This window comes from Ruegeria sp. CK2 (genome assembly GCF_056536585.1).
The window spans coordinates 412,030-438,533 of the sequence record NZ_JBQFPW010000001.1 but is presented as its reverse complement, the minus strand read 5'-3'; the positions used below and the strand labels follow the sequence as shown (position 1 = coordinate 438,533).

33 protein-coding genes are annotated in these 26,504 nt (G+C 56.8%); 30 read left to right on the top strand and 3 right to left on the bottom strand.

Features of this window, described 5'->3' with window-relative positions; genetic code table 11:
* Positions 1-2 precede the first annotated feature (2 nt).
* From ACR0BU_RS02135 to ACR0BU_RS02020, 24 genes are all read left to right on the top strand, one after another.
* Positions 3-134: a hypothetical protein gene (locus ACR0BU_RS02135; protein ID WP_480734996.1), complete on the top strand. Its 132-nt coding sequence runs from the start codon at positions 3-5 to the stop codon at positions 132-134.
* Positions 134-1,357 carry an NADH-quinone oxidoreductase subunit D gene (locus ACR0BU_RS02130; RefSeq protein WP_480734997.1) on the top strand — a complete coding sequence of 408 codons (1,224 nt, stop codon included), beginning with the start codon at positions 134-136 and terminating at the stop codon, positions 1,355-1,357. Before ACR0BU_RS02135 ends, ACR0BU_RS02130 begins: the two co-directional genes overlap by 1 nt.
* Before the next feature lie 259 nt (positions 1,358-1,616).
* Entirely contained in the window at positions 1,617-2,759 is a 1,143-nt protein-coding gene (nuoE, locus tag ACR0BU_RS02125; RefSeq protein ID WP_480734999.1) for an NADH-quinone oxidoreductase subunit NuoE, read from the top strand.
* A 41-nt stretch (positions 2,760-2,800) separates the two neighbouring features.
* Positions 2,801-3,025, top strand: a complete 225-nt coding sequence (locus ACR0BU_RS02120; protein WP_298932980.1) for a DUF5337 domain-containing protein — start codon at positions 2,801-2,803, stop codon at positions 3,023-3,025.
* Positions 3,026-3,032: 7 nt separating this feature from the next.
* Positions 3,033-4,331 (top strand): NADH-quinone oxidoreductase subunit NuoF, encoded by a 1,299-nt coding sequence (gene nuoF / locus ACR0BU_RS02115; RefSeq protein ID WP_300067880.1) that lies wholly within the window; start codon positions 3,033-3,035, stop codon positions 4,329-4,331.
* Positions 4,332-4,333: 2 nt separating this feature from the next.
* A complete protein-coding gene (locus ACR0BU_RS02110) occupies positions 4,334-4,831 on the top strand; it encodes a DUF3291 domain-containing protein (RefSeq protein WP_480735798.1) in 498 nt (165 codons plus the stop codon).
* A 12-nt stretch (positions 4,832-4,843) separates the two neighbouring features.
* Positions 4,844-5,263: an MAPEG family protein gene (locus tag ACR0BU_RS02105; RefSeq protein WP_480735000.1), complete on the top strand. Its 420-nt coding sequence runs from the start codon at positions 4,844-4,846 to the stop codon at positions 5,261-5,263.
* The gene (locus ACR0BU_RS02100) at positions 5,260-5,763 is read left to right on the top strand and encodes a DUF3291 domain-containing protein (RefSeq protein ID WP_480735002.1); all 504 of its coding nucleotides are present in this window, start codon (positions 5,260-5,262) and stop codon (positions 5,761-5,763) included. The genes ACR0BU_RS02105 and ACR0BU_RS02100 overlap by 4 nt, the downstream gene beginning before the upstream one ends.
* Positions 5,764-5,842: 79 nt before the next feature.
* On the top strand, positions 5,843-6,199 hold the full coding sequence (locus ACR0BU_RS02095; RefSeq protein ID WP_300067871.1) for a hypothetical protein: 357 nt from the start codon (positions 5,843-5,845) through the stop codon (positions 6,197-6,199).
* A gap of 98 nt (positions 6,200-6,297) precedes the next feature.
* Complete coding sequence (locus tag ACR0BU_RS02090; RefSeq protein ID WP_299080007.1) at positions 6,298-6,702, top strand: DUF5333 domain-containing protein; 405 nt, start codon at positions 6,298-6,300, stop codon at positions 6,700-6,702.
* A 3-nt stretch (positions 6,703-6,705) separates the two neighbouring features.
* A complete protein-coding gene (gene nuoG, locus ACR0BU_RS02085; protein WP_480735003.1) occupies positions 6,706-8,727 on the top strand; it encodes an NADH-quinone oxidoreductase subunit NuoG in 2,022 nt (673 codons plus the stop codon).
* Complete coding sequence (locus ACR0BU_RS02080; RefSeq protein ID WP_480735005.1) at positions 8,724-8,948, top strand: hypothetical protein; 225 nt, start codon at positions 8,724-8,726, stop codon at positions 8,946-8,948. The genes nuoG and ACR0BU_RS02080 overlap by 4 nt, the downstream gene beginning before the upstream one ends.
* On the top strand, positions 8,941-9,978 hold the full coding sequence (gene nuoH, locus ACR0BU_RS02075; RefSeq protein ID WP_298932966.1) for an NADH-quinone oxidoreductase subunit NuoH: 1,038 nt from the start codon (positions 8,941-8,943) through the stop codon (positions 9,976-9,978). Before ACR0BU_RS02080 ends, nuoH begins: the two co-directional genes overlap by 8 nt.
* A gap of 1 nt (position 9,979) precedes the next feature.
* Complete coding sequence (gene nuoI, locus ACR0BU_RS02070) at positions 9,980-10,474, top strand: NADH-quinone oxidoreductase subunit NuoI (protein WP_050602762.1); 495 nt, start codon at positions 9,980-9,982, stop codon at positions 10,472-10,474.
* On the top strand, positions 10,471-10,881 hold the full coding sequence (locus tag ACR0BU_RS02065) for a carboxymuconolactone decarboxylase family protein (protein ID WP_480735007.1): 411 nt from the start codon (positions 10,471-10,473) through the stop codon (positions 10,879-10,881). The genes nuoI and ACR0BU_RS02065 overlap by 4 nt, the downstream gene beginning before the upstream one ends.
* Positions 10,878-11,480: an NADH-quinone oxidoreductase subunit J gene (locus tag ACR0BU_RS02060; protein ID WP_480636068.1), complete on the top strand. Its 603-nt coding sequence runs from the start codon at positions 10,878-10,880 to the stop codon at positions 11,478-11,480. The genes ACR0BU_RS02065 and ACR0BU_RS02060 overlap by 4 nt, the downstream gene beginning before the upstream one ends.
* A gap of 3 nt (positions 11,481-11,483) precedes the next feature.
* A complete protein-coding gene (locus tag ACR0BU_RS02055; RefSeq protein WP_480735009.1) occupies positions 11,484-11,999 on the top strand; it encodes a DUF4262 domain-containing protein in 516 nt (171 codons plus the stop codon).
* Positions 11,996-12,301: an NADH-quinone oxidoreductase subunit NuoK gene (gene nuoK, locus ACR0BU_RS02050; protein ID WP_005984024.1), complete on the top strand. Its 306-nt coding sequence runs from the start codon at positions 11,996-11,998 to the stop codon at positions 12,299-12,301. The genes ACR0BU_RS02055 and nuoK overlap by 4 nt, the downstream gene beginning before the upstream one ends.
* 7 nt (positions 12,302-12,308) lie before the next feature.
* Positions 12,309-14,462, top strand: a complete 2,154-nt coding sequence (nuoL, locus tag ACR0BU_RS02045; RefSeq protein WP_480735010.1) for an NADH-quinone oxidoreductase subunit L — start codon at positions 12,309-12,311, stop codon at positions 14,460-14,462.
* On the top strand, positions 14,462-16,006 hold the full coding sequence (locus ACR0BU_RS02040) for an NADH-quinone oxidoreductase subunit M (RefSeq protein ID WP_298932954.1): 1,545 nt from the start codon (positions 14,462-14,464) through the stop codon (positions 16,004-16,006). The genes nuoL and ACR0BU_RS02040 overlap by 1 nt, the downstream gene beginning before the upstream one ends.
* A gap of 15 nt (positions 16,007-16,021) precedes the next feature.
* Positions 16,022-17,464: an NADH-quinone oxidoreductase subunit NuoN gene (gene nuoN / locus ACR0BU_RS02035; RefSeq protein ID WP_480735011.1), complete on the top strand. Its 1,443-nt coding sequence runs from the start codon at positions 16,022-16,024 to the stop codon at positions 17,462-17,464.
* Between the two features lie 54 nt (positions 17,465-17,518).
* Positions 17,519-18,268, top strand: coding sequence for a biotin--[acetyl-CoA-carboxylase] ligase (locus ACR0BU_RS02030; RefSeq protein WP_480735012.1), 750 nt, complete (start codon positions 17,519-17,521; stop codon positions 18,266-18,268).
* A gap of 11 nt (positions 18,269-18,279) precedes the next feature.
* On the top strand, positions 18,280-19,059 hold the full coding sequence (locus tag ACR0BU_RS02025) for a type III pantothenate kinase (RefSeq protein ID WP_298932948.1): 780 nt from the start codon (positions 18,280-18,282) through the stop codon (positions 19,057-19,059).
* Positions 19,056-20,723 carry a ribonuclease J gene (locus ACR0BU_RS02020; protein WP_480735014.1) on the top strand — a complete coding sequence of 556 codons (1,668 nt, stop codon included), beginning with the start codon at positions 19,056-19,058 and terminating at the stop codon, positions 20,721-20,723. The genes ACR0BU_RS02025 and ACR0BU_RS02020 overlap by 4 nt, the downstream gene beginning before the upstream one ends.
* A 10-nt stretch (positions 20,724-20,733) precedes the next feature.
* Here the strand turns inward: ACR0BU_RS02020 and ACR0BU_RS02015 are convergent, their stop codons facing one another.
* A complete protein-coding gene (locus ACR0BU_RS02015; protein ID WP_298932945.1) occupies positions 20,734-21,435 on the bottom strand; it encodes an NUDIX hydrolase in 702 nt (233 codons plus the stop codon).
* A 25-nt stretch (positions 21,436-21,460) separates the two neighbouring features.
* Positions 21,461-21,856 carry a DUF983 domain-containing protein gene (locus ACR0BU_RS02010; RefSeq protein WP_480735016.1) on the bottom strand — a complete coding sequence of 132 codons (396 nt, stop codon included), beginning with the start codon at positions 21,854-21,856 and terminating at the stop codon, positions 21,461-21,463.
* Between the two features lie 227 nt (positions 21,857-22,083).
* Between ACR0BU_RS02010 and ACR0BU_RS02005 the strand changes: the two genes are divergently transcribed.
* From ACR0BU_RS02005 to ACR0BU_RS01990, 4 genes are read left to right on the top strand one after another with little or no spacing between them, the layout of a single operon-like run.
* Positions 22,084-22,551: an EF-hand domain-containing protein gene (locus ACR0BU_RS02005; RefSeq protein ID WP_298932941.1), complete on the top strand. Its 468-nt coding sequence runs from the start codon at positions 22,084-22,086 to the stop codon at positions 22,549-22,551.
* A gap of 6 nt (positions 22,552-22,557) precedes the next feature.
* Positions 22,558-23,172 (top strand): RNA polymerase sigma factor, encoded by a 615-nt coding sequence (locus ACR0BU_RS02000; RefSeq protein ID WP_480735017.1) that lies wholly within the window; start codon positions 22,558-22,560, stop codon positions 23,170-23,172.
* Entirely contained in the window at positions 23,165-23,518 is a 354-nt protein-coding gene (locus ACR0BU_RS01995) for a hypothetical protein (protein WP_480735019.1), read from the top strand. The genes ACR0BU_RS02000 and ACR0BU_RS01995 overlap by 8 nt, the downstream gene beginning before the upstream one ends.
* Positions 23,515-23,988, top strand: a complete 474-nt coding sequence (locus ACR0BU_RS01990) for a periplasmic heavy metal sensor (protein WP_480735020.1) — start codon at positions 23,515-23,517, stop codon at positions 23,986-23,988. Before ACR0BU_RS01995 ends, ACR0BU_RS01990 begins: the two co-directional genes overlap by 4 nt.
* Here ACR0BU_RS01990 and ACR0BU_RS01985 read toward each other — a convergent pair.
* Complete coding sequence (locus ACR0BU_RS01985; RefSeq protein WP_480735021.1) at positions 23,985-25,388, bottom strand: diguanylate cyclase; 1,404 nt, start codon at positions 25,386-25,388, stop codon at positions 23,985-23,987. The genes ACR0BU_RS01990 and ACR0BU_RS01985 overlap by 4 nt on opposite strands.
* Before the next feature lie 88 nt (positions 25,389-25,476).
* Here ACR0BU_RS01985 and ACR0BU_RS01980 point away from each other — a divergent pair, with 88 nt between their 5' ends.
* A complete protein-coding gene (locus ACR0BU_RS01980) occupies positions 25,477-25,761 on the top strand; it encodes a DUF3572 domain-containing protein (protein ID WP_299080057.1) in 285 nt (94 codons plus the stop codon).
* 29 nt (positions 25,762-25,790) lie between these two features.
* Positions 25,791-26,498, top strand: coding sequence for an HAD family hydrolase (locus tag ACR0BU_RS01975; protein WP_300067831.1), 708 nt, complete (start codon positions 25,791-25,793; stop codon positions 26,496-26,498).
* Positions 26,499-26,504: the final 6 nt, after the last annotated feature.

The following is a 26,504-nucleotide window of genomic DNA, read 5'->3' as shown; positions in this document are numbered from 1 at the left end:
TGATGCTGCTGGGGGAACTGATCGCTTTGGGCGCGCTGGGCGTGCTGCTTGCGGGCGCTGCCGCCAAAGCGGCCGAGGCCGAAAAGGCTCGGGTTCGGGCCGCGGCAAAGAAGAATAAGAGGGGACGGCGTTGATGGACGGCTCCAGATATGATGACGGCAGTTCGGACGCGCTGAGCGGCGAGCAGAAGATCCGCAACTTTAACATTAACTTTGGCCCGCAGCACCCTGCCGCGCATGGGGTTTTGCGTCTGGTGCTTGAGCTGGACGGCGAAATCGTCGAGCGCTGTGACCCGCATATCGGCCTGCTGCACCGTGGCACCGAAAAGCTGATGGAAAGCCGGACCTATCTGCAAAACCTGCCGTATTTCGATCGTCTCGATTACGTGGCGCCGATGAATCAGGAACACGCTTGGTGTCTGGCTATTGAAAAGCTGACCGGGGTTGAAGTGCCCCGCCGGGCCTCTCTGATCCGGGTCCTGTATTCTGAGATTGGGCGCATCCTGAACCATCTGCTGAACGTGACCACCCAAGCGATGGACGTCGGCGCGCTGACCCCGCCGCTCTGGGGCTTTGAAGAACGCGAAAAGCTGATGGTGTTTTATGAGCGTGCCTGCGGTGCCCGCCTGCACGCGGCCTATTTCCGCCCTGGCGGTGTGCATCAGGACCTGCCGCCGGAACTGTTGGACGATATCGAGGCATGGAGCCATGAATTCCCTGCCGTTTTGGGCGATATCGACGGGTTGCTGACCGAAAACCGCATCTTCAAGCAACGTAACGCCGATATCGGCGTCGTGACCGAGGATGACATCCAGAAATACGGCTTCTCGGGCGTCATGGTGCGCGGATCTGGGCTGGCCTGGGATCTGCGCCGTGCACAGCCCTATGAATGCTACGACGAGTTCGAATTTCAGATCCCTGTAGGCAAGAACGGCGACTGCTATGACCGCTATCTGGTGCGCATGGAAGAGATGCGCCAGTCGCTGCTGATCATCCGTCAGGCTATCGCCAAAATCCGCGAGTGTCCGGGGGATATTTTAGCGCGCGGCAAGATCACCCCGCCAAGCCGGTCGGACATGAAGACCTCGATGGAAAGCCTGATCCATCACTTCAAGCTGTACACCGAAGGCTTCCACGTTCCCGCGGGCGAGGTTTATGCCGCCGTCGAGGCCCCCAAGGGCGAATTCGGCGTCTACCTGGTCGCCGATGGTGCCAACAAACCCTACCGCGCCAAGCTGCGCGCACCCGGTTTCCTACACCTGCAAGCTATGGATTACATTGCCGGAGGGCACCAATTGGCCGACGTCGCCGCCATCATTGGGACGATGGACGTCGTATTCGGGGAGATTGATCGGTGAAAGCTGAACTCACTAGATACTGGGTCGAGTACTCTGAGCCGCGACCGTTCCTGGCCAAGCTGGGAGTGGGTGTGACAGCTTTCGATGTAAATGATGCTATCAGCTTGATTTCAAGCTCGCTTTCAGTTGGTGGAGAAGTCGCCCATATTCGCGCAAATATCGATGTTCGCGATCTTGATCAAAATCACATAGTTCCAAATATGGGGGCCCCCTCGGACAGAGGCGTCTGGTTCCCGTTAACCTGAAGACCGGATGACAAATGCTACGCCGTTTATATCCTGAACAGCCTGAGACGTTCGCCTTCACCGCTGCCAACCAGCAATGGGCCGAAGCGCAGATCACCAAATACCCTGAGGGCCGTCAGGCCAGCGCGGTCATCCCGCTTTTGTGGCGCGCGCAGGAGCAGGAGGGCTGGCTGAGCCGTCCGGCGATTGAATCCGTCGCCGACATGCTTGGCATGGCTTATATCCGGGTTCTTGAAGTCGCCTCTTTCTACTTTATGTTTCAATTGCAGCCGGTGGGCTCGGTCGCCCATATTCAGGTTTGTGGCACGACTTCCTGCATGATCTGCGGGGCCGAAGACCTGATCGCGGTCTGCAAGGACAAGATCGCCGAGAAACCGCATGTTTTGTCCGCCGATGGTAAGCTGAGCTGGGAAGAGGTCGAATGTCTGGGCTCCTGCACCAATGCGCCGATGGCGCAGATCGGCAAGGATTACTACGAAGATCTGACGGCCGAGAGGTTTGGTAAGATCATCGACGATCTGGCAGCGGGCAAAGTGCCGCTTCCGGGCCCGCAAAACGGGCGCTATGCCGCAGAACCTCTGAGTGGTCTGTCCAGCCTGACCGAATATGACGCAGGCAAGCCGCAATACAATGCCAGTGTCGCCTTGGCCAGTGATCTGGGCGACACCATAAAGCGGATCGACGGAACCGAGGTTCCAATCCTGACGCCATGGTTGGGCAAGGATGGCAAAGCCGCTGCGACGAAGTCGGCTCCGAAACCACCCAAGGCACCTGCAACTGGCAAACCTGCGGTAAAGCAGGCGGCAGAGGCTAAATCCAAACCTGCCAAGGCCAAGAAAGCCGAAGCAAAACCGGCCGAGTTCAAAGAAGACCAGCCCGAAACGCTGACTAGGGCTCGGGGTGGTGCGCCAGATGACCTGAAGCTGTTGAAAGGCGTGGGACCGAAGCTGGAGCAGACGCTCAACGAACTGGGCTTCTATCACTTTGACCAGATCGCAGCCTGGACAGACGGGCATGTGGCCTGGGTTGATGCGCGATTGAAGTTCAAAGGTCGGATTGAACGGGATGGCTGGATCGAACAAGCGTCGAAACTGGCAGCGGGTGAAGAGACAGAATTCGCCAAACGCGCAAAAAAAGACGGGCTTTACGAACACTGACACAGGGATGAGTGGCTCCACCAATTGGGTGCCGGGATAAGATGGACGACAAGGAACAAGCAATAGCCCGCAAGGGCCGGCATATCGGGGTGGTCATTGCTGTGACCATGCTGTTGTGGCTTGCGGTGTCGCTGTTCATCGGCCCGGCTTTGGAAATGCCCGGGCGCTATGCGCTGCTGTTTGATTTCGCCGCATTGGGCGGATTCATCTACGCGGTGATCAACATATTTCAACTCTGGCGCATGCGTCAGGACAACCAAAGGTAAGCGAGCGATGCTGAAGGATCAGGACCGGATCTTTACCAACATCTACGGGATGCACGAGCGGACGCTGAAAGGCGCGCAAGCTCGGGGGCATTGGGACGGAACCGCTGGCCTGATTGGCAATGGGCGCGACTGGATTATTCAAACGATGAAAGATTCAGGTTTGCGCGGTCGGGGCGGTGCGGGTTTTCCAACGGGTCTGAAATGGTCGTTCATGCCCAAGGAAAGCGATGGTCGCCCGGCCTATCTGGTGGTGAATGCCGACGAATCCGAACCCGGCACCTGCAAAGACCGCGAGATTATGCGCCATGATCCGCATACCTTGATCGAAGGCTGCCTGATCGCGTCCTTCGCGATGAACGCAAACACTTGTTATATCTACCTGCGCGGCGAATATATTCGCGAACGCGAGGCGCTGCAGGCCGCGATTGATGAGGCTTATGATGCCGGTCTGCTGGGTAAAAACGCCGCCGGATCGGGATGGGATTTCGATCTGTTCCTGCACCATGGCGCGGGCGCCTATATCTGCGGTGAAGAAACCGCGCTGATTGAAAGCCTTGAAGGCAAAAAGGGCATGCCGCGGATGAAGCCTCCGTTCCCGGCGGGTGCGGGCCTTTATGGTTGCCCGACCACAGTTAACAACGTGGAATCCATCGCTGTTGTGCCAACCATTCTGCGGCGCGGAGCTGACTGGTTTGCTGGCTTTGGCCGTCAGAACAACGCTGGCACCAAACTGTTTGCGATCTCTGGTCACGTCAACAATCCTTGTGTTGTCGAAGAGGCGATGTCGATCCCATTTGAACAGCTGATCGAAACCCATTGCGGCGGCATTCGCGGTGGTTGGGACAACCTGTTGGCAGTAATCCCGGGTGGGTCCTCGGTGCCATGTGTTCGCGGCGAGAACATGCGCGATGCGATCATGGATTTTGACCATCTGCGTAACGATCTGGGCTCGGGCCTCGGGACCGCTGCCGTGATCGTGATGGACAAGTCCACGGACATCATTAAAGCGATCTGGCGTCTGTCAAAATTCTACAAGCACGAAAGCTGCGGCCAGTGCACGCCCTGCCGAGAAGGCACGGGCTGGATGATGCGTGTTATGGATCGTCTGGTGCGCGGTGAAGCGGAGCTGGAAGAGATCGACATGTTGTTCGATGTGACCAAGCAGGTCGAAGGCCACACGATTTGCGCCCTTGGGGACGCAGCGGCCTGGCCAATCCAGGGCCTGATCCGTAACTTCCGCGAAGAGATCGAAGACCGTATCAGAGCCCAGAAATCGGGTCGCATGGGTGCGATGGCGGCCGAGTGAAAATGCAGCCATCGGGTCATCATATCGCCGAATTCAATATCGGCACGTTGCGCTACGACTGGGAAGATCCGCGCGTCAAAGACTTTGCGGATAACCTTGACCGGGTATACGCGGTTGCTAGGCGTGCCCCCGGTTTCGTATGGCGCATGTCGGATGATGCGATGGAAGACGCACAATGCGATCCGACAGGCCCGTTGGGGGGCAATCCGCGAACGGCTTCGACATTGTCGGTATGGGAAGATATTACCAGTTTGGAGAATTTCGTCTGGAACACCGTTCACAAACAGTTCTATGACCGAAAACACGAATGGTATGCGCCCAGTGACGCCTTGCGGTTGGTTTTATGGTGGGTTCCGGCTGGGCATCGACCGACAATTGCGGAGGCGGCCGAACGGTATCGTCATCTTGAAGAACACGGGGAGACCGAGTTTTCCTTTGGGTGGGCTGGTGCCAAAGAAGCGGCGCTTTGGAAAGCCGCTCAATGCGAACAGGTCGGGTGAAGGAGAGACGGTATGTTGGATGTATTCGCTGAGTATTCACACGCAATCGCCTCGCTGATGATCTTTACCTTGATCGTCCTGTTCATGTCGCCGTTCACAGCTCTGGTAAAACAGGGCAAGGGACTGGCCCCGGGCGCAACGCCAGAGCAGGACTACTCCGATAACGCTTATCGCCTGAATCGCGCTTACCTGAACGGAACCGAGACACTGCCAGCGTATCTTGCCGTGACCATTGCGGCGATCCTTTTGGGGGCAAGCCCGTTTTGGGTGAACCTGTTGGCGTCGGTTGCGTTGGTGGCGCGGATCGTCATGCTGGTGATTCATTTGCGCGGAATTGGTAAGCAAAACAGCGGGTTGCGGTCGATTTCTTATGTCGTCGGATGGGCCTGTATGGTCATTCTGGGCGTTCTGGCATTGGGGGCGGCGTTTTGATCCAACCTGACGGACATCACCTGGCGGAATTGAACATCGGGCGTTTGCTGACCCCGACTGATGATCCGCGTGTGGCGGAATTCATGAACAATCTCGACCGTATCAACGGGCTTGGCAAGCGCATACCGGGCTTTGTCTGGATGATGGAGGGATCAGGCGAGCCGGGAACCGGCAATACCGAAAACAACATCGACGGTGATCCTCAATTTGTCGCCAACATGACTGTTTGGAAAAATGTCGAAAGTCTTGAGCGTTTTGTTTGGGGCACGATCCACAAACAGTTCTACGAGCGCCGGCATGACTGGTTTGAAGTGCTGGGCGAGCAGCACTTTGTGATGTGGTGGGTGCCTGAAGGGCACAAACCGACCCTTGAAGAAGGGTTGGAGAGGTTGGACCACCTGCGGACAAATGGTCCCGACACCCAGGCCTTTGGCTGGGATGAATTGAAACCGGCAAGCAAGTGGCGCGACAATCGGTGCGCCCAAGTTGCAGCGGAGTGATTGCGATGCAGACACAGTTAACGGTCTCGGTCGTTGTCGACATGCCGCTCAGGCCAGCCACTAAACGGGAGTGGTTACCTTGGTAAAAGTCGTTCTTAAGCGCGTTACACTTGTTTCTGCGTGTCTTCTTGTATCAGCTTGTGGATTGCTCAGGCCATCGGATGATCGGATTCTGTTCGATGGTCAGGCTTTTCGGGCCAAGGCTAAAGTGGTGGACAAAAAAGTCTCGCCAGCCGATTTCTCGGTGGTCGTAAATGGCGTATCCGCATCGTTGGATGGCGCCCGCGAGGCCGGGCGTTATGAGGGTACAAAGTTCTGCATAGAAAATTTTGGCTCGTCGCGGATTGAGTGGAAGGTCGGCCCGGATACCGAACCACAGCAATTGCAGATCAGTGACGACAAGCTGACATTTGCGGGGACGTGCCAAAGACCATGAGCCGTGTTTTTGCATATCACAACACGATCCTTGGGCCGTTATTGCATAGCAACCGGGTCGCACGTCGTCTTGGGGAACCCAAGACGAAAGGAAAAACCATGTCTCTTGCAAAAACAATCGCTTTGGCGGCCCTCATGACAATCCCGGCGGCAGCAGACGCAAAACCGCCCTTGAGAGATGTCAAAGAGATCGACAATGAACTCTACTACATCGCCATTGCAAACGAAATTTCGGACTATTGCCCGTCGATAAGCGGGCGCAGGATGAAGGCGATCGGGGTGATGTGGGGGTTGCGGTCCAAGGCGAACAAACTGGGGTATTCAGACAAGGAAATCCGCGCCTACGTGGACTCTGATTCCGAAAAAGACCGGATGCGATCCAAAGGTGAGGCCTATTTGGCCCAGCATGGCGTCTCTTACGACAATCCGAATTCCTTCTGTACGTTGGGTCGTACGGAAATCGAAAGAAACAGCGCCATCGGCGTTTATTTGAGGGCGAACTAGACCATGTCTGACCTCCGCAAAGTCAATATCGACGGGCAGGAAATCGAAGTCGATGGTGCGATGACCCTAATCCAGGCCTGCGAACAGGCTGGGGTCGAAGTGCCGCGCTTTTGTTACCACGAGCGCTTGTCGATTGCCGGGAACTGCCGGATGTGCCTTGTCGAAGTTGTTGGCGGCCCGCCGAAACCAGCGGCCTCCTGTGCGATGCAGGTGCGCGATCTGCGCCCCGGTCCGGAAGGGCAGGCGCCGGTGGTCAAGACGAACTCGCCTATGGTCAAGAAGGCCCGCGAAGGGGTGATGGAATTCCTGCTGATCAATCACCCGCTGGACTGTCCGATCTGTGATCAGGGCGGCGAGTGTGACCTTCAGGATCAGGCGATGGCCTACGGTATGGCTGGGTCACGGTTTAAAGAGGCCAAACGCGCGGTCGACGATCTGAACCTCGGGCCACTTGTCGGGACCGCGATGACCCGCTGCATCAGCTGCACGCGCTGCGTTCGGTTCACCACCGAGGTGGCCGGGATCACCCAGATGGGCCAAACCGGCCGCGGAGAGGATGCCGAAATCACGGCGTATCTAAACGAAACGCTCGACTCCAATTTGCAGGGCAACATCATTGATCTCTGCCCGGTTGGAGCGCTGACGTCCAAGCCTTACGCCTTTACCGCGCGGCCTTGGGAGCTGACGAAAACGGAATCTGTTGATGTGATGGATGCTTTGGGTTCGAACATTCGCGTCGACACCAAAGGCCGCGAAGTGATGCGGTTCCTGCCGCGCAATCATGACGGCGTAAATGAGGAATGGATCAGCGACAAGACCCGCTTTGTCTGGGACGGTTTGCGTCGTCAGCGGTTGGATCGGCCTTACGTGCGTGAAAACGGCAAACTGCGTGCTGCGACATGGCCAGAGGCACTTACCAAAGTGGCCGAAGCGTTCAAAGGAGCCAAAAAACCAGCTGGAATCGTGGGTGATTTGGTGCCGGTCGAGGCAGCCTTTGCGCTGAAACAGATGATTGAAGGGCAGGGTGGCGTTGTTGAATGCCGCACCGATGGGGCCAAGCTGCCTGCGGGCAATCGAGGCGCTTATGCTGGAACGGCTGCGATTGAAGACATCGATACAGCCGAGCGCATTCTGCTGATCGGAACAAATCCGCGCGACGAAGCACCGGTTCTGAACGCGCGTATCCGCAAGGCTTGGATACACGGGGCCGAGGTGGCGTTGATCGGGCAGGCGGTGGATCTGACCTACGGCTATCACCATATGGGGGATGACCGGGCGGCGCTGCAAAAGGTCGTCGACATGGGTGGAGATGACGAAATCAAGGGTAAACGTTCACTTGTCATTGTTGGACAAGGTGCGTTGCAAGAAGCAGACGGCGCTGCCGTTCTGGCCGCTGCGCAAAGCGTTGCGACAGTTACCGAAAGCGGTCTGCTCATCCTGCATACCGCTGCTTCGCGTGTTGGTGCGATGGATGTGGCTGCGACTAACGAAGGCGGTATGGATGCCGTCGGCGCTGCCGACGTGATCTATAACCTCGGGGCGGACGAGGTCGAGATCAGCGACGGCGCTTTTGTTATCTATCAGGGCAGCCATGGCGATCGCGGTGCCCACCGCGCTGACGTAATCTTGCCGGGTGCCGCCTATACCGAAGAAAACGGTCTGTTCGTGAACACAGAAGGTCGCCCTCAGCTGGCGATGCGCGCAGGCTTTGCGCCGGGTGAAGCCAAGGAAAACTGGGCTATCTTGCGGGCTTTGTCGGCGGAATTGGGTGCCACGTTGCCCTATGACTCGCTGGCCCAGCTGCGCAGCGCGTTGATCGAAGCGGTGCCGCATCTGGCGCGCCTCGACGAAGTGATTGAGAACGAAGTTCAGGCATTGGACCCGGCCGCTCTGGGCAAGGCAACTTTCCGCAATGCAATCAAAGACTTCTATCTGACCAACCCGATCGCGCGCGCCTCAGAGTTGATGGCCGAACTGTCGGCGCAGGCACAGGCTCGCAAATCCGAGCAGATTGCCGCGGAATGAAGCAGACTTTCGTCATATCGCGTTCAAGCGCGCCTGCACGTGACACCAGGTGGCGGGCGGCAGGGTGCGATTTGGATATGACGCTGAACAAAAAGGGTGGCGCAATAGCGGCAGATGCTGTTTACACCAACACGCCGACCCAGCCGCAATATGCGCAGGCACATGGCCTTTGCATCGCACGCGGAAAACGGAATACCCACGGTGTGAGGACCAATGGCTGAATTCTTTAACACCCCAGGCGGAATAGCCATCATCATTCTGGCGCAAGTACTTGCGGTTGTTGCCTTTGTGATGATCTCACTGTTATTTCTTGTCTATGGCGACCGCAAGATTTGGGCGGCTGTTCAGATGCGCCGGGGCCCCAACGTGGTTGGCGTCTACGGCTTGCTGCAAACCGTAGCAGACGCTCTGAAATATGTGGTCAAAGAGGTGGTCATACCCGCCGGGGCCGACCGCACAGTATTTATCCTCGCCCCTTTGACATCCTTTGTCTTGGCGATGATCGCCTGGGCGGTGATCCCGTTCAACGACGGCTGGGTCCTGTCCGATATCAACGTGGCCATTCTGTACGTCTTTGCTGTGTCTTCGTTGGAAGTTTATGGCGTGATTATGGGTGGTTGGGCATCAAACTCAAAGTACCCGTTCCTGGGTTCGCTGCGCTCGGCAGCGCAGATGATCTCTTATGAGGTCTCCATCGGCCTGATCATCATCGGCGTGATAATCTCGACCGGGTCGATGAATTTCGGGGCCATCGTACAGGCACAGGACGGCAATCTAGGCCTGTTCAACTGGTACTGGCTACCGCATTTCCCGATGGTGTTCCTGTTCTTCATCTCGGCGCTTGCCGAAACCAATCGCCCCCCGTTTGATCTGCCCGAGGCGGAATCGGAACTGGTCGCTGGCTATCAGGTCGAATACTCGGCCACGCCCTTCCTGCTGTTCATGGCCGGTGAATACATTGCCATCTTCCTGATGTGCGCGCTGACCACGCTGCTGTTCTTCGGCGGCTGGCTGTCACCGATCCCTGGCTTGCCGGATGGCGTATTGTGGATGATCGCCAAGATGGCGTTCTTCTTCTTCCTGTTTGCAATGGTCAAGGCAATCACGCCTCGCTACCGCTATGACCAACTGATGAGGCTGGGCTGGAAAGTCTTCCTGCCGTTCTCACTGGCATGGGTGGTCTTTGTGGCCTTTGCAGCGAAATTCGACTGGTTCTGGGGCGCGTTCGCCCGCTGGAGCGTAGGAGGCTGATATGACTCAAATCGACTACACCCGCGCCGCCAAGTACTTTTTGCTGCAAGACTTCTGGGTCGGCATGAAACTGGGGCTGAAGTATTTCTTTGCCCCCAAGGCCACCATCAACTACCCGCACGAAAAGGGCCCCCTGTCGCCACGGTTCCGGGGTGAGCACGCTCTGCGCCGGTATCCGAATGGTGAAGAACGCTGCATCGCCTGCAAGCTGTGCGAAGCGATCTGTCCGGCGCAGGCCATCACCATCGACGCCGAACCGCGCGAAGATGGCAGCCGCCGCACCACGCGGTACGACATCGACATGACCAAGTGCATCTATTGCGGCTTCTGTCAGGAAGCCTGCCCGGTCGATGCCATCGTCGAAGGTCCGAACTTCGAATTCGCCACGGAAACCCGCGAAGAGCTGTTCTACGACAAGGAAAAACTGCTCGACAACGGTGAGCGTTGGGAAGCCGAGATTGCCCGCAATCTGGAAATGGACGCGCCGTACAGATGAGTGACACGCCGACAAATCCGTTCGAGCTGATGATGAAGCAGGCTCAGGACATGGCCAAGGCGATGAACCCGGCGATGGAGAATTTCTCGCCCAAAGGGTTCGAGGCGTTGTGGCCGACCATGCCCAAAGAGGTCATGGAGATGATGTTCGGCAATACCGTCAACAAGGACGGGCTGGATGCCAAGACCCGTCTGCTGCTGACGCTGGCCGGGTTGACCTGTCAGGGCGCGCAGGCGGATGCGGCGGTACGGCAGACCGTGCGCCACGCGCTGGAAGCGGGCGCCAAGAAACAAGAGATCGTGGAAACGATCGGTCAGATGTCGGTCTTTGCCGGCATCCCGGCCATGACCCGCGCGCTGGAACTGGCGCAAGAGGTCATGGGCGACAACGAGGATGAGGATCAATGACCGTCTTTGCCTTCTATCTGTTTGCCATTAGCGCCATCACCGGCGGGCTGTTCACGGTGATCAGCCGCCAGCCGGTGCACTCGGTGCTGTGGCTGATCCTGTCCTTCCTGTCTGCGGCGGGGCTGTTCGTGCTGCTGGGCGCGGAGTTCGTGGCGATGCTGCTGATCATCGTCTATGTGGGCGCGGTCGCGGTGCTGTTCCTGTTCGTGGTGATGATGCTGGATGTGGACTTTGCCGAGCTTAAGGCCGAGATGGCGCGCTATATGCCGCTGGCCCTGCTGATCGGACTGGTGATCCTAATGCAGTTCGTAATGGCCTTTGGCGCTTGGGACAGCGCGCAGGGTGCAGCGGCCAATCTGGCCCAGCCGGTTCCGGTGGATCGTCACAACACCGAGGCGCTGGGTGTCATCCTCTACGATCAATACTTCCTTCTGTTCCAACTGGCGGGCCTGATCCTGCTGGTCGCCATGATCGGCGCCATTGTTTTGACGCTGCGCCACCGTCAGGACATCAAGCGTCAGGACATCATCGGCCAGATGATGCGCGACCCGGCCAAGGCGATGGAGTTGAAGGATGTGAAACCGGGGCAGGGGTTGTAGTCGATGCCTGATTTGCCGGAAGTGAGAAGCTTTGCAAAGAATACCATCGCACTAGTTGATGAGTTTGGTTGGGCGTTTACAAGCGTCTTTCCAACCGAAGATGATCCCGAGGAAACCCCGGAGTTTTCGTACTCAACCAATCTGGACGAGTTTTGTGGGCTTCCCGAACTGATCGTTTTTGGCCTACCCAAGGACACAGCCCACAGAATTGTCTCGGATATTGTGGATCGCGCAAAGTCTGGTTGGGTCTGGGATGGCGGCAACGCACGGCTCGACGAGATCATCGAAAACTATCCTTTGGAGTTGCGACCTGTTCACCCTTCAAATCTTGATAATCACTTCGGCGCAAGCATTGCGTTTCGAGAAGCAACGAAGCGTCCAAAACTTGGGAACGCGCTTCAAATATTTTGGCCTGATCGCGATGGTGCGATGCCTTGGGAAGTTGAGAATGCTCCGTGGTATCAACCGCAGTTGGATCGGCCTGAAAATGAAAGTGCTGCAAAAGGCTTAGGATCATGATCGGACTTGAACACTATCTTACGGTCGCGGCGACGCTGTTCGTCATCGGAATCTTCGGTCTTTTCCTGAACCGCAAGAACGTCATCATCCTGCTGATGAGCATCGAGTTGATGCTGCTGGCGGTGAATATCAACCTTGTGGCATTTTCCAGTTTCCTCGGCGATCTGGTCGGGCAGGTGTTTACGCTGTTCGTGCTGACCGTGGCGGCGGCCGAGGCGGCAATTGGTCTGGCCATTCTGGTCTGCTTTTTCCGCAACCGTGGCACCATCGCGGTTGAAGACGTCAATATGATGAAGGGCTAAGAGAACCATGGAAACCACCATCCTCTTTGCCCCTCTCGTGGGCGCGCTGCTTTGCGGCTTCGGCTGGCGCTTCATCGGCGAGAAAGCCGCCATGTGGACAGCCACAGGCCTGCTGTTTCTGGCCTGTTTGCTGTCGTGGATCGTTTTCCTGACCTTCGACGGTGTCACCCAACAGATCGAGATCATGCGCTGGATTGAGAGTGGCTCGCTGTCGACAAGCTGGGCGGTGCGTCTGGACCGGCTGACCGCAATCATGCTGATTGTAGTGACGACCGTCTCGGCGCTCGTGCATCTGTATTCCTTTGGCTACATGGACAACGACCCGCAATGGCGCGAGGGCGAAAGCTATAAGCCACGGTTCTTTGCCTATCTGTCGTTCTTTACCTTCGCCATGCTGATGCTGGTGACATCGGACAATCTGGTTCAGATGTTCTTTGGCTGGGAAGGTGTGGGTGTCGCGTCTTACCTGCTGATCGGGTTCTACTATCGCAAGCCGACGGCGAACGCTGCCGCGATCAAAGCGTTCGTCGTTAACCGAGTGGGTGACTTTGGATTTGCGCTGGGAATTTTTGCACTGTTCTTCCTGACCGACAGCATCAACCTCTCCGACGTTTTCGCGTCGGCCCCGAAACTGGCTGAAACACAGTTGCGTTTCCTGTGGGGCGAATGGAGCGCAATTGAAGTGATTTGTGTTCTGTTGTTCATCGGCGCGATGGGCAAATCGGCACAGTTGATCCTGCACACGTGGTTGCCGGACGCGATGGAAGGCCCGACACCTGTGTCCGCGCTGATCCACGCGGCCACCATGGTGACGGCTGGTGTCTTTCTTGTTTGCCGTATGTCACCGCTGATGGAGTTCGCGCCGGGTGCGACCGGGTTCATCACCTTCCTTGGCGCGTCCACCGCGTTCTTTGCCGCGACCGTGGGTCTGGTTCAGACCGACATCAAGCGCGTCATTGCCTATTCGACCTGTTCTCAGCTGGGTTATATGTTCGTGGCGGCTGGCGTCGGGATGTACTCGGCTGCAATGTTCCACCTGCTGACACACGCGTTCTTCAAGGCGCTGTTGTTCCTTGGGGCGGGTTCGGTCATTCACGCGATGCATCACGAGCAGGAAATGACGGAATACGGCGGGTTGCGTAAGAAAATCCCCTATACCTTCTGGGCGATGATGATGGGAACGCTTGCCATCACCGGCGTTGGCATTCCACTGACCCATATCGGATTTGCTGGATTTCTGTCCAAGGATGCCATCATCGAAAGCGCCTTTGCCGGCGGCACTGGTTACGCGTTCTGGATGCTGGTGATCGCGGCTGCGTTCACGTCGTTCTATAGCTGGCGCCTGATCTTCCTGACATTCTACGGCGAGCAACGCGGCGACAAGCATACGCATGAGCACGCGCATGAAAGTCCGATGACCATGCTGATACCGCTGGGCGTTCTGTCGCTGGGCGCGGTGTTTGCCGGGATGATCTGGTACGGAAACTTCTTTGGCCACGCGGACAAGGTCGGCAAGTTCTATGGCATTCCGGTGGCTGAGGCATCCGAGCATGCCGCTGCCGCCGACCACGGCACTGCTGATGAAACCCATGGTGACGACACACAAGCCGATGAGGCGCAAGCGGACGAAAGCCATGGCGACCAAGCTGCGCATGATGACAAAGCGGCCATTGGCGGCGATCACCACTATGTATTTGCGGGTGAGCCGGGCGAGGGCGCCTTGTACATTGCGTCGGACAATCATGTGCTGGACGATGCACATGCTGCCCCCAAATGGGTCAAGGTCTCACCTTTTGTGGCCATGGCACTTGGCTTTATCGTGGCCTATTGGTTCTACATAGTGAACACGTCGCTGCCCGCACGTCTGGCCGCGAACCAGCGTCCGCTGTATCTGTTCCTGCTGAACAAATGGTACTTTGATGAAATCTACGATGCGGTCTTCGTCAAACCGACGTTGGCAATTGGCCGGTTCCTGTGGAAACGCGGGGACGGCAATACAATCGACGGTTTCCTGAACGGAGTGGCCATGGGCGTGGTACCCTTCTTCACGCGTCTCGCGGGTAAGGCGCAGACCGGGTATATCTTTACCTATGCGTTCTGGATGGTGCTGGGCATCGCAGCCCTTGTCACCTGGATGTCGATCGGCGGAGGGGCGCAATAATGGACAACATCCTCTCGATCGTCACCTTCATCCCCGCCATTGCGGCAGGCATCTTGGCCCTGTTCTTGCACGGGGACGACGCGGCAGCACAGCGCAATGCAAAGTGGATCGCGCTGTTGGCAACCACGGTCACTTTCCTGGTTTCGATTGGCATCTATACAGGCTTTGATCCATCCAACACCGGCTTCCAGATGGTGGAAGAGGGTGAATGGCTGATGGGCTTAAAATACAAGATGGGCGTTGATGGGATCAGCGTGCTGTTTGTGCTGCTGACCACCTTCATTATGCCCCTGACCATTCTGGCCAGCTGGAACGTGACGACCCGTGTCAAGGAATACATGGTCGCCTTCTTGCTGCTTGAAACCCTGATGCTGGGCGTCTTCATGGCGCTCGATCTGGTGTTGTTCTACCTGTTCTTTGAGGCAGGCCTGATCCCGATGTTCCTGATCATCGGGATTTGGGGCGGGGCGAACCGGATATACGCCAGCTTCAAGTTCTTCCTGTATACCTTCCTCGGCTCAGTTCTGATGCTGGTGGCAATGGTTGCGATGTATGCGGATGCGGGCACCACGGATATCGAGGCGCTGATGACACATCAGTTCTCGTCCGAAGGGTTCAGTGTTCTGGGCGTATATGTCGTGGGTGGATTGCAAACGCTGATGTTCTTGGCCTTCTTCGCCAGCTTTGCGGTGAAGATGCCGATGTGGCCCGTTCACACCTGGCTGCCGGATGCGCACGTTCAGGCCCCGACGGCGGGGTCGGTCGTGCTGGCGGCGATCTTGTTGAAGATGGGCGGCTATGGCTTCTTACGGTTCAGCTTGCCTATGTTCCCAGTGGGCTCTGCGGTGATGACCGATGTTGTGCTGTGGATGTCTGCGATTGCGGTTGTTTACACATCACTGGTGGCGCTGGTGCAGGAGGACATGAAAAAGCTGATCGCTTATTCCTCGGTTGCACATATGGGCTTTGTGACCATGGGAATTTTCGCAGCGAACCAGCAGGGCATCGACGGAGCTATCTTCCAGATGCTCAGCCACGGGTTCATCTCAGCAGCGTTGTTCCTGTGCGTCGGCGTGATCTATGACCGGATGCACACGCGCGAGATCGATGCGTATGGCGGTCTGGTCATTCGCATGCCGGCCTATGCGTTGGTCTTCATGCTGTTCACGATGGCGAATGTTGGCCTGCCGGGCACAAGTGGCTTCATCGGCGAATTCCTGACAATGATGGGCGCATTCCAAGTCAACACCTGGGTGACGGCTGTGGCGGCAACGGGTGTGATCTTTTCTGCTGGATATGCGCTGTGGCTTTATCGTCGTGTGGTCTTTGGCGATCTGATCAAGGAAAGCCTGAAGGCCATGACAGACATGACTTCGCGAGAGCGTCTGATCTTTGCCCCACTGATCATCATGACGATCCTGCTGGGGATCTATCCGTCGCTGGTGACCGATGTGATCGGCAACTCGACCGCTGCGCTGATCTCGAACTATGACACGGCTCTGGCCGCGGCAGAGGCCGTGACCCAGACGGCCGCATCGCATTAAGGGAGCTTTGGAAACATGATCCAGGCTGATCTGTCAATTATCCTGCCGGAAATCATTCTGGCGATCTATGCGATGGCGGCGCTGATCGTTGCTGTCTATACCACAAAGGATGCGCTGGCTCCGGTCCTGATCTGGACGACAGCGGGTCTGATGGCGCTGTTGGCGTTTTGGATTGCCACCAATGGCGACGGCACGAATGTGGCCTTCAACGGCATGTTCGTCGATGACGGATTTTCACGCTTTGCCAAGGTTGCGATCCTGTTGTCGGCTGCCTCTGTTTTGGTGATGAGTCAAGACTACATGGCGCGCCGGGATCTGTTGCGCTTCGAATACCCGTTGCTGGTGGCGCTCGCAGCCGTAGGCATGATGATGATGGTCAGTGCCGGCGATCTGATGTCGCTTTATATGGGTCTGGAACTGCAGTCATTGGCGCTCTATGTCGTGGCAGCGTTGCGTCGGGACAGCGCAAAATCGACCGAAGCCGGTCTGAAGTACTTCGTTCTAGGCGCGCTCAGCTCAGGCCTACTGCTTTACGGTGCATCGTTGGTGTATGGCTTCACCGGAACGACACTATTCTCGGGCATCATACAGACCGTGCATCACGGAGATGTTTCGGTTGGTTTGTTATTCGGCCTTATATTCTTGATTTCGGGCCTGGCCTTCAAGGTTTCGGCCGTACCCTTCCATATGTGGACCCCGGATGTTTACGAGGGTTCTCCAACACCTATTACAGCCTTCTTTGCAACCGCACCCAAAGTGGCCGCGATGGCGCTATTTGCCCGAGTGCTACACGATGCGTTCGGTGGTGTGGTGAAAGACTGGCAGCAGGTCATCGTCCTATTGTCCGTCTTGTCGATGCTGTTGGGTGCTGTGGCTGCAATCGGGCAACGCAACATCAAACGCCTGATGGCGTTTTCGTCGATCGCTCATATGGGCTATGCCCTGATCGGCCTCGCTGCAGGTACCGAGTTGGGTATCAAGGCCATGCTGATGTATCTGGCGATCTATGTGACGATGAATATCGGCACGTTCGCGTTCATTTTGATGATGGAACGTGATGGCAAACCCGTCACTGATATTGACGCGCTGCGCCAGTACTCGAAACGCGACCCGGGTAAGGCACTGGCCGTTCTGATCCTGATGTTCAGCCTTGCGGGCGTTCCACCAATGTTGGGCTTTTTTGCCAAGTTCGGTGTTTGGCAGGCCGGTGTCAGCGCCGGGCTGACCGGGCTGGTCGTCGTCTCGGCGATCGCTTCGGTGATTGGGGCGTTCTATTATCTTCGGATCGTGTTCTACATGTATTTTGGGGATGAAAACGAGGAACCGATCGAAACCCGCTCGACGCCCGTTTTGTGGGTGGCCTTGATGGGATCGGCGGCTTTGATGTTGATCGGCGTGTTCTATCAGTTCGGTATCGAGGGCGCAGCGGCTGCTGCGGCGGCAACACTTGTCAACTGATCTTCGAATGTTTCCTACACAAGGGGCTCGATCTGTGGATCGAGCCTTTTTGACATGAGCGACTGGCCGCAGGGATACGGGCTTCACGTGCTGCAGGAGGTCGACAGCACATTGAACGAGGCTGCGCGCATTGCCCCAACAGCTCAGGGGCCTGTTTGGATCATGGGACATCATCAAACCGCTGCACGCGGTCGGCGTGGCCGGGCCTGGACCAATCCGAAAGGTAATCTGGCGGCTACGTTGTTGCTGCGCCCGCAAGGGACGCCAGATCAGATTGCGCTGCGCAGCTTTGTGGCGGCTTTGGCGCTGTTCGATGCCTGTGTCGCCGTGACGGGACGCGCCACGGGGTTATCCTTGAAATGGCCGAACGACGTTCTTTTGAACGGGGGCAAACTGGCGGGCATTCTGCTTGAGAGCATGGGGCAGGGGCGCGGTGTCTCACATCTGGCCATCGGCATTGGTGTGAATTTGGCCGAAGCCCCCGGTGTTGAAATGGTGGAACCCCAAGCTTTGCGCCCGGTCTCATTGCTATCGGAAACCGGGGCGCTTGTCTCGCCCGATGATTTCCTGACCGAACTGGCGGCTGCTTACGCGCGGTACGAAACACAGTTTGTCACATATGGGTTTGATCCGATCCGCATAGCGTGGTTGTCCAGTGCCGCGCGGTTGGGCGAAGTCATCACCGCACGTACCGCAACGTCCGAGACCGTAGGAACCTTTGAAACGGTGGACGCGGGGGGTAACCTTGTCCTAAACACCGCAAAAGGCCGTGTCAGCATTCCGGCGGCGGATGTGTTTTTCTGAAAGGGGCTCAGATGCTTCTGGCCATTGATTGCGGCAACACCAATACCGTCTTCTCGATTTGGGATGGTGAGAAGTTCCTATGCACTTTGCGTACTTCGACCCACCACGCACGAACGGCGGATGCCTATTTCACGTGGTACTCGACGCTGGTGAAACACTACGGGATCGAGGCGGACATTAGTGACGTGATAATCGCATCAACCGTCCCGCGTGTTGTGTTCAACCTGCGTGTTTTTGCAGACCGCTTTTTTGGCTGCCGACCCTTGGTGGTCGGTAAACCCGAATGCCTGCTGCCTGTGAACCCTCGTATCGACGAAGGAACGGTTCCGGGCCCGGACCGACTGGCCAATGCGGCCGCGGCTTTTGACCGCCATGGCGGAAATATCGTCGTTGTTGATTTTGGCACAGCGACCAATTTCGATGTGGTGGCGGCGGATGGTGCATATGTCGGTGGGATCATTGCACCCGGTGTGAACCTCAGCCTTGAGGCCTTGCACCAAGGGGCCGCAGCGTTGCCTCATATTGACATTACCCGCCCGGAAAAAGTTATTGGCACGAATACTGTTGGCTGCATCCAGTCTGGCGTGTATTGGGGCTATTCCGGGCTGATCGAGGGGCTTATTGCCCGCATAAAGACGGAATACGGAATGCCGATGAAAGTCGTTGGAACCGGGGGTCTTGCGCCCTTGTTCGATCAGGCTGACGTAGGGTTCGACGCAATCGAAGATGATTTGACGATGCACGGCCTGACCGTGATCCATCGCTATAACAAGGAAAACGGGTCGACATGAGCAGCGAAAGACTGATCTACCTGCCGCTGGGCGGCGCAGGCGAAATTGGCATGAACGCTTACGTTTATGGTTATGGAAAACCCGGTCAGGAGCGTCTGATCCTTGTGGATTTGGGCGTGACATTCCCGGATATGGACACAACGCCAGGGGTGGATCTGATCCATGCCGATATCTCGTGGCTGCGGGAGCGAGCGGACCAGTTGGAAGCTGTATTTGTTACGCATGCGCATGAAGACCACGTGGGCGCTGTTGCGCATTGCTATGATGCTTTGAAGGCGCCGGTTTATGCACGAGCGTTTACGGCCAACATCGCGCGTCGCAAGATGGAAGAACATGGCCATCCGGAAGACGCAGTTCATACGGCGTCTGCATGGCCGGAACAAATCTCGGTTGGTCCCTTCAAAGTGGGCTTTTTGCCGGTTTCGCACTCGATCCCGGAAAGCGCCGCGCTGGTGATCGATACGCCCGCTGGCCGGATCGTGCATACCGGTGATTTCAAACTGGATGCGAACCCCGTTGTGGGCGAGCCCTTTGACCAAAACCTGTGGGGCGAAGTGGCCAGGTCAGGTGTCAAGGCGTTGGTTTGTGACAGTACCAATGTGTTTTCAACTCATGCCGGTCGTTCGGAGTCGGAGGTCGGCCCTGAGATCACCAAACTGGTCGAAAACGCGGAAAGCATGGTGGTTGCAACCACGTTTGCATCCAACGTTGCGCGGGTCAAAACGCTGGCCGAGGCAGGCGAAAGAGCCGGGCGTTCGGTTGTGTTGCTAGGTCGCGCCATGCGCCGGATGATCGAGGCTGCGACCGAAACCGGCATCTTGTCCGATTTCCCACGCGTGATCAGCGCCGAAGAAGCATTGGATCTGCCGCGCCAGAACCTGATGCTGATCGTCACAGGCAGCCAGGGCGAGCGCCGGGCTGCCAGCGCGCAGCTGGCGCGTGGCAAGTATCGTGGGTTGGAGCTGAAAGAGGGCGACCTGTTCTTGTTCTCGTCCAAAACCATTCCCGGGAACGAGCGTGGTGTGATTTTCATCATGAACCAGCTCAGCGAAAAGGGTGTGGATGTGGTGGATGACGGCGCAGGCTTGTATCACGTCTCGGGCCATGCCAACCGCCCCGATCTGGAACAGGTTCATGGTTTGGTCGATCCACAGATGGTCATTCCGATGCATGGTGAACACAGGCATCTGCGTGAACATGCCAAACTGGCAGAAGCGGGTGGCCGCACCGGGGTGCTGGCGGTGAACGGAACCATGCTGGATTTGACCGGAAATGCGCCCAAGGTCGTGGATTTTGTCGAGACCGGTCGGACCTATCTGGATGGGTCCGTCAAGGTCGGCGCACTGGACGGGGTTGTGCGGGATCGTATTCGCATGGCACTGAACGGGCACATCACGGTCACGGTTATTCTGGATGAAGAGAATGAACCGTTGGGTGAGCCATGGTGCGACACGATGGGCCTGCCTGACATTGGGACATCGCGTGCGGCACTGGTTGAAGTTCTGGAGGAAGACCTTAACCAGTTTCTGATGCGTGCCGAAGCCAAGACGTTGCGAGATGACGACAAGCTGGAAGAAGAAATGCGCCGGATCGCGCGCCAAACTGCGAAATCCGAAATCGGCAAAAAGCCCGAAGTGACTGTAGTTGTAAGCCGGATGAAGTAATCCGACGGCCTCAGTCAATCTCGGGCATGGGGTATCCTCTGAGCCGCAGAAACAGGCTTTGTTCTTCTTTGTTTAGATAAAACGGGACGGATTCGGGTGGTTCCGGGTCCGAAATGCGACCCGCAATCTCGGCTAGAACAACCTCGGTAATGAATGGCAGGTCCAGATCCCGTGCCCGATCCAGCTCGACCCATTGCAAATGAGAAAGCTCGTCCGAGGCGTGACTGAAATCGTCCAGGTCGCCTTGTATTGCAGCAGCGTCGACAAGAAAAAAACGGGCGTCGAACCGGCGTGGGCGACCCGGCGGCGTGACCGCGCGAAACACGAACTGCAACGCAGCTGCGGATGGCATGAACCCTTTTTGGGCAAAGCTCTGCCAATCGGCTGGAGCATTCTGAGGCCATACACCCGGCTGCCCCAGGATCAGACCTGTTTCTTCCCATAGCTCCCGAATAGCAGCGGCAGCTAATGCCGCTTGCATGCCGTTTTCGGACTTTTCCGACAGGCGTTCATGACACAGATCGGGAAGCGCTGTGGCCAAGGGCACGTCTGCATCCGCAGGATCGACGGCTCCACCTGGGAAGACAAATTTGTTTGGCATAAAGGCCGCTTTTGCACCGCGCTGACCCATCAGGATCGAAGGGTTAGTCATGCGGTCCCGCAGCACAATGACAGTGGCTGCGTTTCGGATTGCGGTTTTATCGGTGGTCATGCCCTGTCTAACCTGCCTGCCTGGGTCACGAGGTTTTTTCAAACCCGTTCATGCGTCGCGCCCATTGATAGGCAACGACAGCCCCCTTCAGTCGCGGAAGAAGGAAGAGGGACAGCGCAACACACGCGATCGACAGGCTTATGGCCATGGTCCATGGATCCGGGCGCCAATGCACATATGACACGTGTAAGGCAGGTGCCAGCAGATGCCCGACCAGAAGGATCGTCAGATAGGCCGGTCCGTCATCCGCACGATGATGGAACAGCTCTTCTCCACAGGTCGCGCAGGTGTCGTTGACTTTCAGGTAGCTGTGCAAAATCTTGCCTTCGCCACAGTTTGGGCATTTGCACCGAAACCCTTTGACCAGAGCGGGCCATGTCGGACGCTCATTCTCGGTCGTCGTGTCGATCGTCTGATCCATCTTAGTAAAACTCGCGCATTCATATTTGACAGATAGTGCGCCTGTTTCAGTCCACAATAAAGGGGGGTGCGTCGCTTTGTGCCGCCTGGTTGAGGGAAAACAATCAGGTTGTGTTTCCGGGCGAGCCGAAAAGATTTTTCTTTTTTTGGCGACGGAAACCCAACGATGCCGCGTTTGAATAGATATGAGCAGCGGCAATAAGGTCGCGCCAGCAAGGGAAAACCGATATGAAAAACGCAAAATTCATCCCGGCCATAGTTCTTTCGGCGGTCGCAATCACAGGCACATCCGTTTTGGCGGCCGGTCCAAAAGACCGCGAACCCGTGTCTTTCGAAGAACTTGACGCCAATGGTGATGGCCAAGTGACACAGGAAGAGATGCAGGCCCAGCGCAGCCAGCGTTTCACAAATGCCGACACTGACGGCGACGGACAGTTAAGCGTTGAGGAAGTGCAGGCTGCCAGACAGCAGCGCACCAACGACCGCGTTGCGAAGATGTTCGAAAAGCATGACGCCAACAACGACGGATATCTGAGCGAAGACGAGTTGCCGAAACAGCGCCGGGCTGACAAGATGTTTGACCGGATCGATGCGGATAACAGCGGTGGGATCTCGGAACAGGAATTTGCCGATGCCAAGGACAAGATGGGCCGTCACAAAAAGAAACGTGATGCGGCGGACTCAGACAATAACTGATGCAGGATGGAGGACCTGACCTCCCATCCGCAAGATGTTCGCGGCGTTGATTTCGCCGCGAACGACCTCAGCGACGAAGCGTTGCTGAGGCGCTTTGCCGATGGTGACGCCGGGGCGGCGCGTGTTTTGACAGATCGTTTGGGACCACGCAGTTTTTCGGTTGCTTTGCGTATGCTAGGGAACCGTGCCGAGGCCGAAGATGTGACACAGGACGCGATGATGCGGCTTTGGCAGATGGCGCCAGATTGGGTGCCAGGAACCGCCAAAGTGTCAACATGGCTGTATCGGGTGACGTTGAATCTGTGCGTGGACATCAGGCGCAAAAAGAGGCCTGACAGATTGTCCGACGTGCCCGAGCCCGAAGACGGCAAGGCCAGCGTGGTTGACCGATTGCAGGACGAGGCCCGCAAAGATGCGCTACAGCTTGCTTTATCGGAATTGCCGGAACGGCAGCGGCAGGCGGTGGTCTTGCGCCATATCGAAGAGCTGCCCAACCCCGAGATCGCAGGGGTCATGGGTATTTCAGTAGAAGCAGTTGAAAGCCTGACGGCGCGTGGAAAACGATCTTTGGCTGCTATGCTGGCCGACCGACGAGATGAATTGGGGTATGACAATGGCTGATGAAGACCTGAAACTGGATCATCTGTTCGCCAACGCAAGGCGAGATCGGCCAACGTTGGCTGATGACCTGGTTGTTCGCATCCAAACGGACGCCGAAGCGATTCGGTTGGAGCGTTTGGCGCCCACGGCCCGCCCGAAACGCGAGGCCTGGACGCGGCTTTTTGAAACTATTGGCGGTTGGCAAGGCTTTGGCGGTTTGGTTGCAGCCAGCGCCGCTGGCGTCTGGATCGGCTTTGCGGCCCCGACATTCTTACCCGATCCGGCCAACCTGCTGACGGCGCAGGATACAAGCTATCTGGTGGCCGACCTCGGATTTGATACGATTTTTCTGGAGAATACGGAATGAACGCTGAACCCAAAACAAAGCGGCGATGGATGTCAGTGGTACTGATCGTGTCGCTGGCCCTGAATTTGTTGATAGTCGGTGTTGCCGTCGGAACGGTGCTGCGTATGAAGGGCAGCGATCATGCCAAGGCGCCGCCGGGTTTTGGACCGGCACTTTATCGTGCGTTGCCGAAAGAAGATCGCAAAGCAATGCGGGGTGAATTGTCCGGACTGCACAAAGAAGGGTCAAACGCGCGAACTCAGGGGTTTGAAGCCATCAGTGCGGCTCTGCGCGCTGTTCCGTTCGATCCGGTTGCGGTTGAAGGATTGCTGCAGCAACAGGCTCAGGCAACGGCAGATCTGCAATCTGAGTTGCAGGCGCAATGGATGGTTCGGGTCACTGCCATGAGCGATGAAGAGCGTCAGACCTATGCCGAACGCCTGCAAGAGGTGATCCAGAAAGGTCCGCATTCACGCAAGAAAAAAGACTAGTTGGATAATGCCGCGCTCGGCCTGACCCATACCTGATTGCGTCCGGCTCGTTTAGCGGCATAGAGCGCTTTGTCCGCGCATCTTATTACTTTTTCGAAAGACTGGGGATCTTCTGTTGGTTTCGACGGGTTCGACAGTTTCAGGCCAACACTGATCGTGACAGAGATCGGTTCTTGTTGATCGGGCAGATGAAAGGGTTCATCGCATATGCAGTTGCAAAGCGCTTCTGCAAGCCTCAATGCCGCATCTCGGGACAGATCTGACGTGCCGATCATGAATTCTTCCCCGCCGATCCGGGCGATAAAACCATTTGATCCCAGGATATTCTGCATACGCTCGGCAGCCTGAGACAGAACGAAATCGCCGTTTGCATGCCCATAACGGTCGTTGATTGTTTTGAAATGATCGAGATCCGCGAGCATGACGGCGAAGCCTTGGTTGGATTGCATCGACTGCCGAGTAATCTGGTCCATAGCACGCATCGCGTAGCGACGATTGTGCAGGCCGGTCAGCGGATCAATCCAGGATTCTGCAATACCCTGTCGCAACGATGCACGCATCTGGTCTATCCGCGCTTTGCGGGCTATCTGATTTTTCAGGCGTAGCTCAATTTCTTCTGCACAAAACCCGCCCAAACATACGGCGTCGGCGCCGCGGTCCAGAATTTCGGAGGCCATGGAGGCATTGTTGTCCTTCAGCACGCCAATCAAAACAGTGTGCCGCGTGGCGCTGCGCGATCTGAGATCGGCCAGGACGTTCAACCCGTAGGGGCTTGCATCCAATTCAACCACTATTGCGTCCGGAATTGATCCGGACAACACACCGTTGAAGTTTGACCGAGTGTGCCAGGAAATCTGATGTCGACTTTGATTGGATAACGCCTTTTGCCAGGCTGAGCCCGTTCGCGCTGTCTGTGCCAGAATGTCTACACGGGCCGTTTGGGGGGGTGTGATCAAAGCGATGGCTGATTCCGCAAACCCGATTGATTGGCCCCCGTTGTCGACCTGTAACTCCTGTGTGTCTGCATGCACGCGCAGTAAGCTTCGGATACGGGCCAACAGTAGCGCGTCTTTGTAAGGATGCGTCAGGACATCATCCAGCCCATCCGCCAATGCACGCAGACGCGCCTCATTATCGTTCTGTGGTGCAATCGCGACAACGGGAACGTCGACGAGATCTGGTTGTGTTGTGATCAGCTTTTTTACGTCTGCCGCAGTACCATCGGGCAATGTCTGCGCTGTCAGCACCAAGTCTGGCCGGGTTCGGCGCACCAGCGACGTCAACCCTTTGAGTTTTTCACCCTGAACCACGTGATACCATGCCGCGGTCAGCTGAACCTTCAGCATAATGCGGTTGGTTGATACCCCGTCGAGGACAAGGATGGTTCCCTGCACGGACATAGTTGCTCACCATTGATTGCATGCGTGAACAAAGTGTTTATGAGTCTGGTTAATAAACCCTTTCCAAAACCGATCCTGAGGCTCGTTTATGCCGATCTCTACCGATTCCGCCGAAACACTGGCGCTGAGGGCCCTTGCGTGGCTTGTCGGCAATGACGAATTGCTGCCCGTTTTCCTGGGATCTACAGGCGCTGCAACAGAAGACCTGCGTGACAGAGCGGGGGATCTGGATTTTGCGGTGTCTGTTCTGGATTTTCTGATGCTTGACGATTCCTGGGTCATGGCGTTTTGTGACACCAATTCGATCCCCTACGACCGCCCCGCTCAGGCGCGCGCGGCATTGTCGGGCAATGCTGACACGCATTGGACCTGAACGATAGACTTTGCAGGAGCACTCACTCAATGCCAATTGACGCCATCGTCTTCGACAAGGACGGTACTTTGTTCGACTTTGCTAACACATGGGGGGCGTTCGGACGCTCCATGCTGCTGCGTTTGAGCAACCAAGATGAAACGCGTGCGACGGAACTTGGGCAAATCATCGGGTTCGATTTTCAGCAGCAGCGTTATGCCGAAGACAGTATCGTGATCGCCGCAACCGTGGACGAAATCGCCGAGGTTTTGGTTCCACACGTCGAAGACATGTCATTCGGTGAACTGGTTGAACTGATGAATGCCGAAGCAGCGGCGGTTCCACAGGCACCGGCTACCCCTTTGGCTCCATTGCTGGAGCGGCTTCAGAACTCGGGAATCAAGTTGGGGATCGCGACAAACGACAGTGAACACCCCGCGCTTGAACACTTGGTATCTGCCGGGGTCAGACAGCATTTCGACTTTGTCGCGGGCTATGACAGCGGTCATGGTTTCAAACCTGGCCCTGGCCAATTGCTGGCATTTGCGGCGCATGTCGGTGTTGAGCCGGCGCGTATCGCGATGGTGGGCGACAGCTTGCACGATTTGCAGGCCGGGCGTGCTGCAGGCATGACAACAATCGGTGTTTTGACCGGGTTGGCCTCGGCCGAAGCATTGGCGCCGATGGCAGATGTTGTGTTGCCGGACATCGGGCACATTCCCGGCTGGTTGCTGGAAAACCAACACGCCAAACTTTGAATTCAG

Bases quoted from the DNA above. Each gene is read 5' to 3' on its own strand.
- nuoG (WP_480735003.1), top strand. From the start codon at position 6,706: ATGTCTGACCTCCGCAAAGTCAATATCGACGGGCAGGAAATCGAAGTC.
- ACR0BU_RS02065 (WP_480735007.1), top strand. From the start codon at position 10,471: ATGAGTGACACGCCGACAAATCCGTTCGAGCTGATGATGAAGCAGGCT.
- nuoL (WP_480735010.1), top strand. From the start codon at position 12,309: ATGGAAACCACCATCCTCTTTGCCCCTCTCGTGGGCGCGCTGCTTTGC.
- ACR0BU_RS01995 (WP_480735019.1), top strand. From the start codon at position 23,165: ATGGCTGATGAAGACCTGAAACTGGATCATCTGTTCGCCAACGCAAGG.
- nuoF (WP_300067880.1), top strand. From the start codon at position 3,033: ATGCTGAAGGATCAGGACCGGATCTTTACCAACATCTACGGGATGCAC.
- nuoE (WP_480734999.1), top strand. From the start codon at position 1,617: ATGCTACGCCGTTTATATCCTGAACAGCCTGAGACGTTCGCCTTCACC.
- nuoK (WP_005984024.1), top strand. From the start codon at position 11,996: ATGATCGGACTTGAACACTATCTTACGGTCGCGGCGACGCTGTTCGTC.
- ACR0BU_RS02030 (WP_480735012.1), top strand. From the start codon at position 17,519: ATGAGCGACTGGCCGCAGGGATACGGGCTTCACGTGCTGCAGGAGGTC.
- ACR0BU_RS02080 (WP_480735005.1), top strand. From the start codon at position 8,724: ATGAAGCAGACTTTCGTCATATCGCGTTCAAGCGCGCCTGCACGTGAC.
- ACR0BU_RS02010 (WP_480735016.1), bottom strand. From the start codon at position 21,856: ATGGATCAGACGATCGACACGACGACCGAGAATGAGCGTCCGACATGG.
- ACR0BU_RS02060 (WP_480636068.1), top strand. From the start codon at position 10,878: ATGACCGTCTTTGCCTTCTATCTGTTTGCCATTAGCGCCATCACCGGC.
- ACR0BU_RS01980 (WP_299080057.1), top strand. From the start codon at position 25,477: ATGCCGATCTCTACCGATTCCGCCGAAACACTGGCGCTGAGGGCCCTT.
- ACR0BU_RS02000 (WP_480735017.1), top strand. From the start codon at position 22,558: ATGGAGGACCTGACCTCCCATCCGCAAGATGTTCGCGGCGTTGATTTC.
- ACR0BU_RS02135 (WP_480734996.1), top strand. From the start codon at position 3: ATGCTGCTGGGGGAACTGATCGCTTTGGGCGCGCTGGGCGTGCTGCTT.
- nuoN (WP_480735011.1), top strand. From the start codon at position 16,022: ATGATCCAGGCTGATCTGTCAATTATCCTGCCGGAAATCATTCTGGCG.
- ACR0BU_RS02055 (WP_480735009.1), top strand. From the start codon at position 11,484: ATGCCTGATTTGCCGGAAGTGAGAAGCTTTGCAAAGAATACCATCGCA.
- nuoH (WP_298932966.1), top strand. From the start codon at position 8,941: ATGGCTGAATTCTTTAACACCCCAGGCGGAATAGCCATCATCATTCTG.
- ACR0BU_RS01975 (WP_300067831.1), top strand. From the start codon at position 25,791: ATGCCAATTGACGCCATCGTCTTCGACAAGGACGGTACTTTGTTCGAC.
- ACR0BU_RS02025 (WP_298932948.1), top strand. From the start codon at position 18,280: ATGCTTCTGGCCATTGATTGCGGCAACACCAATACCGTCTTCTCGATT.
- ACR0BU_RS02130 (WP_480734997.1), top strand. From the start codon at position 134: ATGGACGGCTCCAGATATGATGACGGCAGTTCGGACGCGCTGAGCGGC.
- ACR0BU_RS02090 (WP_299080007.1), top strand. From the start codon at position 6,298: ATGTCTCTTGCAAAAACAATCGCTTTGGCGGCCCTCATGACAATCCCG.
- ACR0BU_RS02020 (WP_480735014.1), top strand. From the start codon at position 19,056: ATGAGCAGCGAAAGACTGATCTACCTGCCGCTGGGCGGCGCAGGCGAA.
- ACR0BU_RS02005 (WP_298932941.1), top strand. From the start codon at position 22,084: ATGAAAAACGCAAAATTCATCCCGGCCATAGTTCTTTCGGCGGTCGCA.
- ACR0BU_RS02040 (WP_298932954.1), top strand. From the start codon at position 14,462: ATGGACAACATCCTCTCGATCGTCACCTTCATCCCCGCCATTGCGGCA.
- ACR0BU_RS02120 (WP_298932980.1), top strand. From the start codon at position 2,801: ATGGACGACAAGGAACAAGCAATAGCCCGCAAGGGCCGGCATATCGGG.
- ACR0BU_RS01990 (WP_480735020.1), top strand. From the start codon at position 23,515: ATGAACGCTGAACCCAAAACAAAGCGGCGATGGATGTCAGTGGTACTG.
- ACR0BU_RS02015 (WP_298932945.1), bottom strand. From the start codon at position 21,435: ATGACCACCGATAAAACCGCAATCCGAAACGCAGCCACTGTCATTGTG.
- ACR0BU_RS02105 (WP_480735000.1), top strand. From the start codon at position 4,844: ATGTTGGATGTATTCGCTGAGTATTCACACGCAATCGCCTCGCTGATG.
- ACR0BU_RS01985 (WP_480735021.1), bottom strand. From the start codon at position 25,388: ATGTCCGTGCAGGGAACCATCCTTGTCCTCGACGGGGTATCAACCAAC.
- nuoI (WP_050602762.1), top strand. From the start codon at position 9,980: ATGACTCAAATCGACTACACCCGCGCCGCCAAGTACTTTTTGCTGCAA.
- ACR0BU_RS02110 (WP_480735798.1), top strand. From the start codon at position 4,334: ATGCAGCCATCGGGTCATCATATCGCCGAATTCAATATCGGCACGTTG.